The sequence below is a fragment of the Acidovorax sp. genome (genome assembly GCF_021287135.1).
Lineage (GTDB): Bacteria > Pseudomonadota > Gammaproteobacteria > Burkholderiales > Burkholderiaceae_C > Acidovorax.
The window spans coordinates 1-11,898 of the sequence record NZ_JAJTBB010000047.1; the positions used below are offsets into that span (position 1 = coordinate 1).

General features: G+C 66.4%; 10 protein-coding genes and 1 pseudogene. 8 read left to right on the forward strand and 3 right to left on the reverse strand.

What is annotated here, in order from left to right; translation table 11 throughout:
• From LWW96_RS11210 to LWW96_RS11240, 7 genes and pseudogenes are all read left to right on the forward strand, one after another.
• A pseudogene (locus tag LWW96_RS11210) lies at positions 1 to 439 on the forward strand (methyl-accepting chemotaxis protein); the annotation flags it as partial.
• Between the two features lie 151 nt (positions 440 to 590).
• Positions 591 to 1,169 carry an alpha/beta hydrolase gene (locus tag LWW96_RS11215; RefSeq protein WP_291486973.1) on the forward strand — a complete coding sequence of 193 codons (579 nt, stop codon included), beginning with the start codon at positions 591 to 593 and terminating at the stop codon, positions 1,167 to 1,169.
• Positions 1,170 to 1,325: 156 nt separating this feature from the next.
• Positions 1,326 to 2,321, forward strand: coding sequence for a sulfate ABC transporter substrate-binding protein (locus LWW96_RS11220; protein WP_291486975.1), 996 nt, complete (start codon positions 1,326 to 1,328; stop codon positions 2,319 to 2,321).
• Positions 2,322 to 2,482: 161 nt separating this feature from the next.
• Entirely contained in the window at positions 2,483 to 3,310 is an 828-nt protein-coding gene (cysT, locus tag LWW96_RS11225; protein WP_291486978.1) for a sulfate ABC transporter permease subunit CysT, read from the forward strand.
• Between the two features lie 27 nt (positions 3,311 to 3,337).
• Positions 3,338 to 4,231, forward strand: a complete 894-nt coding sequence (cysW, locus tag LWW96_RS11230; protein WP_291486979.1) for a sulfate ABC transporter permease subunit CysW — start codon at positions 3,338 to 3,340, stop codon at positions 4,229 to 4,231.
• Positions 4,232 to 4,243: 12 nt separating this feature from the next.
• Positions 4,244 to 5,368: a sulfate ABC transporter ATP-binding protein gene (locus LWW96_RS11235; RefSeq protein ID WP_291486981.1), complete on the forward strand. Its 1,125-nt coding sequence runs from the start codon at positions 4,244 to 4,246 to the stop codon at positions 5,366 to 5,368.
• Positions 5,369 to 5,517: 149 nt separating this feature from the next.
• A complete protein-coding gene (locus LWW96_RS11240) occupies positions 5,518 to 6,057 on the forward strand; it encodes a disulfide bond formation protein B (RefSeq protein WP_291487245.1) in 540 nt (179 codons plus the stop codon).
• Between the two features lie 247 nt (positions 6,058 to 6,304).
• On the opposite strand, the gene LWW96_RS11245 is transcribed toward LWW96_RS11240, so the two are convergent.
• On the reverse strand, positions 6,305 to 8,386 hold the full coding sequence (locus LWW96_RS11245; protein WP_291486983.1) for a HEAT repeat domain-containing protein: 2,082 nt from the start codon (positions 8,384 to 8,386) through the stop codon (positions 6,305 to 6,307).
• Between the two features lie 146 nt (positions 8,387 to 8,532).
• On the reverse strand, positions 8,533 to 9,234 hold the full coding sequence (locus LWW96_RS11250) for a glutathione S-transferase (RefSeq protein WP_291486984.1): 702 nt from the start codon (positions 9,232 to 9,234) through the stop codon (positions 8,533 to 8,535).
• 160 nt (positions 9,235 to 9,394) lie between these two features.
• Here LWW96_RS11250 and LWW96_RS11255 point away from each other — a divergent pair, with 160 nt between their 5' ends.
• Positions 9,395 to 10,999, forward strand: coding sequence for an HD family phosphohydrolase (locus tag LWW96_RS11255; RefSeq protein WP_291486987.1), 1,605 nt, complete (start codon positions 9,395 to 9,397; stop codon positions 10,997 to 10,999).
• A gap of 58 nt (positions 11,000 to 11,057) precedes the next feature.
• Here the strand turns inward: LWW96_RS11255 and LWW96_RS11260 are convergent, their stop codons facing one another.
• On the reverse strand, positions 11,058 to 11,741 hold the full coding sequence (locus tag LWW96_RS11260) for a TetR/AcrR family transcriptional regulator (RefSeq protein WP_291486988.1): 684 nt from the start codon (positions 11,739 to 11,741) through the stop codon (positions 11,058 to 11,060).
• Positions 11,742 to 11,898 lie beyond the last annotated feature (157 nt).

Below are 11,898 nucleotides of genomic sequence, written 5' to 3' on the forward strand. Positions count from 1 at the left end.
CAGCGCAGCCAGCAGCGAGCAAAGCGCGGGCGTGGGCCAAGTGGGCGAAGCGGTGACGCAGATGGACCAGGCCACGCAGCAGAACGCGGCGCTGGTGGAAGAGATGGCGGCTGCGGCCGGGGCGCTGAACACGCAGGCGGGGGAGCTGGTGCAGGCCGTGGCCGTGTTCCGGCTGGCGGCAGACGCGGCGGCACCCCGTGCGCTGCCCGCCCAGCCGGTTCGCCCGGCTCCGGCACGCACAACGGGGACCCCGCCGGTGGCCGCCGCCCGTGCACCGTTGGGCAGCCGCACGGCGGCGCCCAAGGCGGGCCTGCGTTCGTCGGCCGGGGGGGCGTCCACTTCGCCCCGCGCAGCGGCCACACCCGCCTTGCAGGCTACGGCCGCTCCCGCGCCTTCCGCCGCCGCCACCAGCAAGGACGACGACTGGGAAAGCTTCTGAGCTTTCAGCGGCCACCCTTCTTCAGATGTTTTTTTGATGAAGTAACAACAATTCAGTCGTTTGGGTTTTAAAGCGGGGTTTGCAGAATAGGCGCATCCCTGCTTCACGCAGCGGCCGCCAGACCCTTCTGGCAGGCCGTTGCCCCAACGCTTTGACCTGCCCCACCGTCATCATTGTTCCCGGCTGGCGTGACTCCGGCCCCGGCCACTGGCAAAGCCTGTGGGCCGAGCGCCTGCCCGGTGCGAGCCGGGTGGTCCAGGACGACTGGATCACGCCCCGGCGTGCGGCCTGGGTGGAGCGGCTGGAGCACACCGTGCTGGCCGCGCCGGGCCCCGTGGTCATCGCGGCCCACAGCCTGGGGTGCATTGCCACGGTGCACATGGGGCCTGCAGCGGCAGCCCGTGTGGCCGGCGCCTTGCTGGTGGCCCCGGCGGACCCGGAGCGCCGCGCCGTGCTGAGCGACTTTGCCCCCGTGCCGTACGCCGCCCTGCCGTACCGCAGCATCGTGGTGGCCAGCAGCAACGACCCCTATTGCCCGATTCGCCTGGCTGGCGCCTATGCCCGCGCCTGGGGCAGCGAATTCGTGCGCATGCAGAACGCGGGGCATATCAACATTGACTCGGGCCACGGCGAATGGCCGCTGGGCTGGGCCTTGCTGCAATCGCTGTACGGCGGCGCCGCCCCGGCCCTGGAAATTCCCGCGCCGCGACTGGCTTCTAGCGCCGCCTGAGGCCTGCCCGCGCGGGGCGAAAGCGATCTCCCTGCCGCTGGCATTGAAATCTATATGCCGCTGGATGATTATTTAACAAAAATCTATTCTTTTGAGTTTTAAAGCGCGCTCCGCACAATGCGGCATCTCCCAGCATCTTTGGACGGATTCCCTGCAATGACTTCTTTGAAACTCAAGACTGTTCTGGCCGCTGTGGCCCTGGCCGCCAGCGGCATGGCCGCCGCGCAGAATTCGCTGCTGAACGTGTCGTATGACGTGGCCCGCGAGTTCTACAAGGACTACAACGCCGCGTTCATTGCCCACTACAAGAAGACCACCGGCCAGGACGTGAAGATCGACCAGTCGCACGCCGGCTCCAGCGCCCAGGCCCGCGCCGTGAACGATGGCCTGGCCGCCGACGTGGTCACGATGAACACCACCACCGACGTGCAGTTCCTGGCCGACAACGGCGTGGTGGCCAAGGACTGGGCCAAGAAATTCCCCAACGACGCCTCGCCCACCACCTCCACCATGCTGTTCCTGGTGCGCAACGGCAACCCCAAGGGCATCAAGGACTGGGACGACCTGATCAAGCCCGGCGTGCAGGTGATCGTGGTCAACCCCAAGACGGGCGGCAACGGCCGCTATGCCTACCTGGCCGCCTGGGGCGCCGTGCGCGAAAAGGGCGGCACCGAAGCCCAGGCCGCAGAGTTCGTGGGCAAGCTCTACAAGAACGTGCCCGTGCTGGCCAAGGGCGGACGCGACGCCACGGCCACCTTCCTGCAGCGCAACCAGGGCGACGTGCTCATCACCTTCGAGTCCGAGGTGGTGTCCATCGACCGCGAATTCGGCACCGGCAAGGTCGATGCCGTGTACCCCTCGGTGAGCATCGTGGCCGAGAACCCCGTGGCCGTGGTGGAGCGCACCGTGGCCAAGAAGGGCACGGCCCAGCTGGCCAAGGCCTACCTGGATTACCTGTACTCCGACGAGGCGCAGGAGATCGCCGCCAAGCACGCGATCCGCCCGCGTTCGGAGAAGGTGCTCAAGAAGTACGAATCCACCTTCAAGCCCCTCAAGCAGTTCACCGTTGCCAAGTACTTTGGCAGTCTGACGGAGGCGCAGAAGGTGCACTTCAACGATGGTGGGCAGTTCGACAAGCTGTACACGAAGTGAGCATCCCCCTGAGGCGCTGCGCGCCTTCCCCCTTCTCTCGAATTGCTTCGCAATTCGGGAAGGGGGACGCCACCGGTGCTGCGGGGCGGCCCTTGCACGGTGGCCCTGGCCTGGGTCGCGCCAGTTTTTGAGCGCGGTGTAAACCAATAGCTTCGCTTTCTATGACGAGAAACAAGAGCGCCAAAAAGGTGCTGCCCGGTTTCGGGCTGACGCTGGGCTACACGCTCTTTTATTTGAGCGTCATCGTGCTGATCCCGTTGTCGGCACTGATCTTCAAGACCTTTACCCTGAGCTGGGAGCAGTTCTGGGCGGCTGTCAGCGCGCCGCGGGTGCTCGCTTCGTACCGGCTCACGTTTGGCGCGTCGTTCCTGGCGGCGTTGGTCAATCTGGTGTTCGGGCTGCTGATTGCGTGGGTGCTGGTGCGCTACAAGTTTCCGGGCAAGAAGATCATGGACGCGCTGGTGGATCTGCCGTTCGCGCTGCCCACGGCCGTGGCGGGCATTTCGCTCACGGCTTTGCTGGCGGGGAACGGTTGGGTGGGCAGCGTGCTGGAGCCGCTGGGCATCCAGCTGGCGTTCAAGCCGGCGGGCATCGTGATCGCGCTGATTTTCATCGGGCTGCCGTTTGTGGTGCGCACCGTGCAGCCGGTGCTGGAAGATGCCGAGAAAGAGCTGGAAGAAGCCGCTACCTGCCTGGGCGCCACGCGGTGGCAGACCTTCCGGCTGGTCATCCTGCCTTCTGTCGCACCCGCGCTGCTCACGGGCTTTGCCATGGCATTTGCCCGGGCGGTGGGCGAGTACGGCTCGGTGATCTTCATCGCGGGCAACATGCCCATGGTGTCGGAGATCACGCCCCTCATCATCATCGGCAAGCTGGAGCAGTATGACTATGCCGGCGCCACCGCTGTGGCCGTGGTCATGCTGGTGATCTCCTTCATCCTGCTGTTCGTCATCAATGCGCTGCAAGCTTGGCAGCGCAAGAGATCCTGAGCCGCGCCCTGGACGGAAAGCTGAGATATGAATAACCGAACTGTCCGCCGCGCCCGGGCCGGAACCACCGAAGCACCCTGGGTGCGCTACACGCTCATCGCCACGGCGCTGGCGTTCATGCTGCTGTTCCTGGTGCTGCCCCTGGCCGCCGTATTTGCCGAGGCGCTGCGCAAAGGTTTTGGCGCCTACCTCGAAGGCCTGCGCGAGCCCGATGCCTGGGCGGCCATCAAGCTCACCCTCATCACGGCCGTGATCGCCGTGCCGCTGAACCTGGTGTTTGGCGTGGCGGCCGCGTGGTGTATCGCCAAGTACGAGTTCCGCGGAAAGGCCTTTTTGACCACGCTGGTGGACCTGCCGTTTTCGGTGTCGCCCGTGGTGGCGGGGCTCATCTACGTGCTGATGTTCGGCGCGCAGGGCTGGTTTGGCCCCTGGCTGCAGGCCCATGACATCAAGATCATTTTTGCCGTGCCTGGCATCGTGCTGGCCACCGTGTTCGTCACGTTCCCCTTCATCGCCCGCGAGCTGGTCCCGCTGATGCAGGCCCAAGGCAATGACGAAGAGCAGGCCGCCATCGTGCTGGGTGCGAGCGGCTGGCAGACCTTCTGGCACGTGACCTTGCCCAACATCAAGTGGGGCCTGCTGTACGGCGTGATCCTGTGCAATGCGCGGGCCATGGGCGAGTTTGGCGCGGTGTCGGTGGTGTCGGGCCACATCCGCGGGCAGACCAACACCATCCCGCTGCACGTCGAGATCCTCTACAACGAATACCAGTCCGTGGCCGCCTTCGCTGCCGCATCGCTGCTGGCGCTGCTGGCCCTGGTCACCCTGGTCATCAAGTCCATTGCCGAACACCGCAACGAACAGGCCCTGAAGGCCGCTGCTGAATTGCCGCCCGAGCGCCCCGCGCCCGCTGGCGTGTGAAGGAAACAGACCATGAGCATTGAAATCCGCAACGTCAGCAAACAGTTTGGCGACTTCCAGGCCCTGCGCGACGTGAGCCTGGACATCGCCTCGGGCGAACTCATCGCGCTGCTGGGCCCCTCGGGCTGTGGCAAGACCACCCTGCTGCGCATCATCGCGGGGCTGGAAACCCCTGACACCGGCAGCATCCACTTCAGCGGCGAAGACACCACCGACGTGCACGTGCGGGAGCGCAATGTGGGCTTCGTGTTCCAGCATTACGCATTGTTCCGCCACATGACGGTGTTCGAGAACGTCGCCTTTGGCCTGCGCGTAAAGCCCCGCGGCGAGCGCCCGAGCGATGCGCAGATCAAGCAAAAGGTCATGGACCTGCTCAAGCTGGTGCAGCTGGACTGGCTGGCCGAGCGCTACCCCTCGCAGCTCTCGGGTGGCCAGCGCCAGCGTATCGCCCTGGCCCGCGCCCTGGCCGTGGAACCCAAGGTGCTGCTGCTGGACGAGCCGTTCGGCGCGCTGGACGCCAAGGTGCGCAAGGAACTGCGCCGCTGGCTGCGCCGCCTGCACGACGAACTGCACGTGACCAGCATCTTCGTGACCCACGACCAGGAAGAAGCCCTGGAGGTGGCCGACCGCGTGGTGGTCATCAACCAGGGCAAGATCGAGCAAAGCGGCTCGCCCCAGCAGGTGTGGGACCAGCCCGCCAGCCCGTTCGTCTACGGCTTCCTGGGCGATGTGAACCTGTTCCACGGCCGCGCCCACGAAGGCCTGGTGCACCTGGAGGGCATGCAGATCGATTCGCCCGAACACAGCCAGGCCCAGAACGCCAAGGCCTTTGCCTATGTGCGCCCGCACGACCTGGATGTGGAGCGCTATTCGCCCGGCGCCGGGCTGGACGCCGACGGCCGCCCGCGCGGCATCGTGGCCCAGCTCAGCCGCGCCATCGTGGTAGGCCCCATCGCGCGGCTGGAACTTATTCCCTCTGACGACCACAAACCAGCGGACAATGCGTCCCCAGACCACTTGATCGAAGCGCAGATCCCTGCGCAGCAGTTCAAGGAAATGGGGTTCAAGGAGGGTGAAACGCTGGTGGTGACACCGCGCCGCGCTCGCGTATTTCTGGATCACGCTGCTGGGATTTGATTCCCCCCTGAGCCGCTTCGCGTCTTCCCCCAAGGGGGGACGACGGCCTTTGCTGCGGGACGGCCCTTGCTGGCCGTCCGCGCGCTGGGGCTGTGACGGTATCAGAGGCGATGCCCTGGGCGGCTGCTTTTGTATGAGGGATAAGAATGATGGTGTTGAACTGGATTGATCAGGCCCCGCGCCGCGTGCTGGCACTGATCAGCGTGGCTTGCGTGGCGATGCTCGCTTTTGGCATGTACCTGCAGCATGTGGTGGGCCTGGAGCCGTGCCCCATGTGCATCGTGCAGCGCTACGCACTGATCGGCGTGGCCGTCTTCGCTGGCTTGGCCAGCGCCCGCGGCGCCAAGGGCTGGTGGATGACCTGGGCCGTGCTGGCCCTCATCACCGCCGGCTTCGGCGCCTTCGTGGCCGCCCGCCAGAGCTGGCTGCAGTGGTACCCGCCCGAGATCGCCACCTGCGGCCGCGACTTCTACGGCATGATCGAAAACTACCCCATCAGCCGCGCCATCCCCATGATCTTCCGCGGCTCGGGTGACTGCACGGCGGTGGACTGGACTTTCCTGGGCGGCTCCATTGCCAACTGGTCTTTCATCTGCTTTACCGGCTTTGGCGCGGTGTTGGTGGCGCTGCTGGTGCGCGGCCTGAAGCACGGCAGCCAACGGGGCGGGGCAGGGTACTCGGCGGCCTGAGGCCGGATTGCCCGGGCGGGGCCGTGATTCTTGCCAGGCGCTCTGCGGAGCGCCTTTTTTTATTTCCGCATTCGCACGAATCGAGCGGAGTGCGCGCTGCGGATTGGGACACACTGCGAGGCGCAAAACACGGCAATCGCCGGCGCTATTGCGAGGATTTGCGTGCGCGGCAGATCGCCCGAGGCCGCAGAGGTACACGGCCCGATGATTCGCGCAGAGCCTCCCTGAGGCGCCTGTCCCACACGGTTCAATCGCGCGCTGAGGGAGCCTCGCGAGCCCGGTGAAGCTGCCGGACACTGGCCAGCAGGAATGCGCGCGTGCCTGGCACACCCAGCCCATCGAGCTGGCCATCAGCTTCCGCCCCAACGGCCAGCCAAGCTTGCAGGGCGGCCTGCGCGACCTCCAGATGCAGCTCTTTCAGCAGCAGGCTGACCAGCGGCGCCCCTGCCGCTGGGTCTGCGATCTGCCCGAGCGCCAGGGCCGCTCCCTGGCGGCGGCGCGCGTTGGAATGGCTCAGTTGACCGACCAGTGCGGGCACTGTCGCTGGACCGCCCAGGCGGCCCAAGGCCTCCAGGATCGCTTCGGTGGCGCCATCGGCCGGGAGCGCCCGGAGCAAATCGGGAATCGCCTCGCGCGTGGCGGCCTTCGCCAGGGTTTCGGTGATCAGCCGGGCGTCGGCCGGCGACTCGGCCAGCGGTAATGCCGCAGCCAGCGCTGCGCTGGCCTCAGCACTGGGCGTGACGGTCAGCGACCGTATGGCCGCGTCGCGCAATGGGTTGCGCCGGACCAAGAGTGGCGCCAACAACGCAGCCCCCTGGGAGGCGCGGAACTCGGAAAGCGCCACCACGTAGCGGTATCGCAGGCCGTCAGTGGCCGCTTGCGCTGCGCCGATCAGCGCAGGCAGCACATCGGCCCCTTGCGCCGCCAGGGCTGCGCACACGTTGTGGACATATTCGTTGCGGATGCCGGGCAGCAGGCTCAAGAGCAGAGCCTGAACCTGGGGGCCGCGAAGCTTCTGGCAGGCGTGCGCCACAGCGCTGGCATTCCAGTGATGGGGATCGTCCGCCAATGCCCGTGCGAAGCCGTCGAAACCCTCAGCACAGCCCATGGAAACCAGGGCCGCGGCCACGCTCACGGCGTCGCCGCTGGAGAGCTGGGGCAGCATGCCGCGCAGAGGCTCTGCCGCTGCCTCGGGCGCCGTGCGCGCCAGCTGCAGCGCGGCGGCTCGGCGCACCTGCAACGACGCCGAATGCAACCCGGCGCGGGGCCACTGCAGCTCGCCGGGCCCCTGCAGTTGGGCCAGCACCTCGGCCAGGTCGCTGGCATCGCGCGGTGTCCTGGCCTGCTCGAGCGCGGCCATCAGTTCGGGCACGGCTTCCTGCGCCTTCAGAGGGCCCAGCGCCGGGGCGGCAATGGTCACTCCGGCCCGCAGCAGTGGCGCGATCGCACGTGCGTCGCCCAACTCGCCAAGCACCTTGACCAGTTCCCTCCGCAGTTCCAGCGGCATTCCCCGGCGCGGGTGTTCAAACGTCTCGATCAGCGGGACCACCGCCGCCGCGTCGCCCAGGCGCCCTAGCGCGCTGACACAGGTCCGGCGGACTCTCGCGTCCGCGTCGCCGAGTCCTTCGATCAGCAGGTCCAGGTTGGCGCGCGTGGATTTCTGCACCACCGCGCTGCACAGCGTGTTGATGACCTCGCCAAAGTCCTTCTTTTTGTCGGCCTCTTCACGCCGCAGCGTGCGGATGGCCTCCAGCAGGTCGGCGATCCAGTGCTCGTCGGCGTGGCCGTGGAGGGCCGTCGCGGCATACTCGCGCACCGCCGCGCTGCGGTGGCCCAAGGCCTTGAACAATGGCGCGCGTGCTTCCGGCGACGAGATACGGCCCAGGTACATGAAGCCCGAGCAGGCTTCGTCAACGCTCTTGGACTTGGCCATGCGCAGGTACAGCGGCAACGCATCATTGGAGGGGCGGATCAGCAACGCCTGCTTGGCCGCGTCCGCCACCTTGTCATCTTCGTCCAGCGTGGCATTCACCAACAGCGCGGGAGCACGGTCCGCCAGCTCCAGCAGTGCATTGCGAGCCAGGGGCCGCTGATTTGCCGGCGCCGACCGCAGGAATGTCACGATGGCTTCGGCAGCCTCTGCGGTGGCTGTGCTGGCCAGCGCTTCCAAAGCCAAGAACACATCGACATTTTTTGTGGAACTCTGCAGCGTGTCTGCAAGCGCCTGGACTAGATTTTCATTCATGGTGGAAGCGTTCGGCGGGGTTGTCCGGGGCCGGTGCTGCGACGAGGCCCGCGGCAGGGCGGCCCGACGGCCCACAGGGGCCATAAGCCCGCTTGGGCCGCCTGGGCCGGGCTGCATCATAGGTGCGTTCCCAAGGCCGTCACTGGACAAATCGTCCACCGGTCGGGCATCCGCATCGCGGGAGGGGCCGTCCAGGGGGCGGACTGCCCCCAGCCGCTGGATCTTTCCGTCTACCCACGGGCAGGCGCTGCGCCCGCCGCGCGCTCACCGCACGGAAACTGCACTCCCTCCGTCCCCTCCACCCAGGCCGCCAGCTTGTCCCCCATCACGCCGGCGAACAGGGCGCCCTCTTGCCACCGGGCCAGCCATCCCTGCAATTGCGGCCAGGGCTGTGCGTCCCACCAGGCTTTGTCGATCCCTGAGAACTGCCGCACGAAGGGTGCAATGGCGCTGTCCGCCAGTGCGGGGTGTTGGCCGAAGAGGTGGCCGGTGGGAGTTGCAGACGCGGCCAGCCGGGTCTCCAGCGCGCGCAGCCAGGCGACGGCCCGTGCGCGTTCCGCCTCCCCGTCCACGCCAGGGTAGCGGGTGGGGTATTTGCACCGGTCCAGCGCGCGCTTGAAGGGGCCGTCGCACTCGGCGATCAGCGCCAGCATGTCGTGCAGCGTGCCGTGGGTCGGCGCCAGCCAGCCTTCGGGGTCGTGCTGGCGCAGGGCCCACAGCATGATGTCCAGGCTTTGGTCCAGCACCTGGCCGCCGGGCAGCACCAGCACGGGCACGGTGCCCTTGGGGGATGCTTGCAGCAGGGCCTGGGGCTTGTGCTTCAGGTCCACTTCGCGCAGCTCGCACACCTGGCCGCTCACGGCCAGTGCCAGGCGGGCGCGCAGGGCATACGGGCAGCGGCGGAAGGAATACAGGATGGGAAGAGGCGGCATGGGGGCTGCGGGTGGAACGGCCGGCGCATGGGCGCGGGAGGCACGGCGGCAGGAGGCGGCGCTGTTGCGGTAATGATAGCGGTCACTTTTCGTTACGATGGGCGGTTGCAACGCCGCACGCCGCACGCCGCATCCAACGCAACGCTACGCAAGGTGCTCTATGGACACGGAATCCACGGTCAGTCTTTTTCGCCGCCTGGAGCAGCTCAACGGCATCGGGGCGGCGCTGTCGCGCGAGCGGGACATCGAGCGGCTGCTGGAGAACATCCTGGAGGCGGCCAAGACCATCACCGGGGCCGATGGGGGCACGCTCTACAGCGTGACCGAGGACGGCGCGGCGCTCAAGTTCGAGATCGTGCGCACCGATTCGCTGGGTATTCGCCTGGGCGGCACCACGGGCCGGCCGATTGATTTTCCGCAGCTGCCGCTGCGCCATGCCGACGGTTCGCCCAACGATTCGCTGGTGGCGGCGCACGCGGCCCTGCATGACCGCACGGTGAACATTGCCGACGCCTACACGGCGGCGGGGTTCGACTTCTCGGGCACGCGCGCCTTTGATGCGCGCACGGGCTACCGCTCGCAGTCGTTCCTGACGGTCCCGATGAAGAACCACGACCGCGAGTTGATCGGGGTGCTGCAGCTCATCAATGCGCGCGACCCGGCGACCGGTGCGGTCACGGCGTTCTCCGAGGCCGACCAGAGCCTGGCCGAGTCGCTGGCCTCGCAGGCGGCCATTGCGCTGACCAACCGGCTGCTCATCTCGCAGCTGGAGCGGCTGTTCGAGTCGTTCGTGAACCTCATCAACCTCGCCATTGACGAAAAGTCGCCGTACACCGGCGGCCATTGCCAGCGCGTGCCGGCCCTCACCATGATGCTGGCCGAGGCGGCGGATGCCGCCACCGAAGGGCCGCTGGCGGATTTCAGGATGACCGAGCGCGACCGCTACGAACTGAAGATGGCCGGCCTGCTGCACGACTGCGGCAAGATCACCACGCCCGTGCACGTGGTGGACAAGGCCACGAAACTGCAGACGATCTACGACCGCATCGGCCTGGTGGACACGCGGGTTGAAGTGCTCAAGCGCGATGCCGAGCTGGCAGCCCTGCGCCGGCAGCTGGCGCTGCGCCCCGTGGCCGACGCGCAGGGCGAGGCGCAGGCGCTCAAAGGCTTGCAAGCGGAGCTGGCGGCGCTGGACGCCGACCGCGCGTTTCTGCGCCAGTGCAACACGGGCTCCGAGGCCATGCGGCCCGAAGACCAGCAGCGCGTGCGCGATATTGCCGTGGGGCGGCAGTGGCGCAATCCGCAGGGCGTGCAGACGGCGTTCCTGACCGCGGAGGAGGTGGAGAACCTGACCATCCGCTCCGGCACGCTGACCCAGGCCGAGCGCGACACCATCAACTATCACATCGTCGCCACCATCAAGATGCTGGAGACGCTGCCCTGGCCGCGCCACCTGCGGAACGTGCCGGAATACGCAGGCGGCCACCACGAGCGCATGGACGGCAAAGGCTACCCGCGCGGCCTCACGCGCGAGCAGATGTCGCTGCAGGCGCGCATGATGGGCATTGCCGATATTTTTGAGGCGCTGACGGCCGCGGACCGGCCCTACAAAAGCGGCATGACGCTGTCGCAGGCTCTGGCCATCATGGGCAAGATGCGCGATGGCGGGCATCTTGATCCGGATCTTTTCGACGTGTTCGTGGCCGAGGGCGTGCACTTGCGCTACGCGCAGGAGTTTTTGGAACCTGCGCAGCGCGATATGTGAAGGCTGTCAAGTATTTTTGCTATCAAATGCATAGCTGCTTGCGCTTGTCTGTAAAGCCCTAGGCCGTCTTTTTTGCCTTGATTGTGGGTTGAGGGCTCTTCGCCTTTGCCGTGAGGGGCAGGGCGCCTGAACACTCTGGCGCATAGGCGCGCAAGAAGGTCGCCACGGCACGGTCGGCCAGGGCTTTGATCTCCTTGGGTGGCAGGGGGGGCAGGTCTTTGTAGTACCAGCGCAGCTGGATCTCCGCCTGCACCAGCGCGCCAAACTGGAGCGCCGCGACAAAAGGCGCTTCGTGGCGCAGGTGGCCGTGCTCCATGGCCCGGGTCAAGAAAGCCGCGATCTCGTCCATGCCGCGCTTGGGACCTTCCTCGTAAAACAGCTCGCCCATGTTGGAGTGGCCAGCCTCGGCCAGCACCATGCGGTGTGTGGCGATCAGGTCTTTGCTGCACATGAACGTGGCCAGCTTTTCGGCAAACCGGCCCAGCACCTCGCGGATGCCATGTTGCATGTCGTGCGTTGCCAGCTCGTCAAAGGACGCCTGGATATGCCGCTCGCCCACCATCTGCGTGACGGCCTGGAACAACGCCTCCTTGGAGGGGTAGTAGCCGTAGATGGTGGACTTGGAGCCGCCAATGCGGCGAACGATTTCGGCCATGGACGCGCGCTCAAACCCGAACTCCAGAAAGACCTGCGAGGCGATTTCCAGAATGGCCTCGCGGCGTGCCTCCGTGCGAACTTTCATGCGTGCTCCTGGGAATGGTTTTTAAGTGTACCGATGAGTCCATTTTTGCTTGACAAGCTGAATGTGTCAAGTTGATAATCATCAATACCGTACCGTTCGGTACAGTTAAATGGTGTTTTCAATTTGTCAGGTCGGGCGTGCCAAAGCGCCCAGGCCG

Bases quoted from the DNA above. Each gene is read 5' to 3' on its own strand.
- LWW96_RS11220 (WP_291486975.1), top strand. From the start codon at position 1,326: ATGACTTCTTTGAAACTCAAGACTGTTCTGGCCGCTGTGGCCCTGGCC.
- cysT (WP_291486978.1), top strand. From the start codon at position 2,483: ATGACGAGAAACAAGAGCGCCAAAAAGGTGCTGCCCGGTTTCGGGCTG.
- cysW (WP_291486979.1), top strand. From the start codon at position 3,338: ATGAATAACCGAACTGTCCGCCGCGCCCGGGCCGGAACCACCGAAGCA.
- LWW96_RS11235 (WP_291486981.1), top strand. From the start codon at position 4,244: ATGAGCATTGAAATCCGCAACGTCAGCAAACAGTTTGGCGACTTCCAG.
- LWW96_RS11240 (WP_291487245.1), top strand. From the start codon at position 5,518: ATGGTGTTGAACTGGATTGATCAGGCCCCGCGCCGCGTGCTGGCACTG.
- LWW96_RS11245 (WP_291486983.1), bottom strand. From the start codon at position 8,386: ATGGCCCCTGTGGGCCGTCGGGCCGCCCTGCCGCGGGCCTCGTCGCAG.
- LWW96_RS11250 (WP_291486984.1), bottom strand. From the start codon at position 9,234: ATGCCGCCTCTTCCCATCCTGTATTCCTTCCGCCGCTGCCCGTATGCC.
- LWW96_RS11255 (WP_291486987.1), top strand. From the start codon at position 9,395: ATGGACACGGAATCCACGGTCAGTCTTTTTCGCCGCCTGGAGCAGCTC.
- LWW96_RS11260 (WP_291486988.1), bottom strand. From the start codon at position 11,741: ATGAAAGTTCGCACGGAGGCACGCCGCGAGGCCATTCTGGAAATCGCC.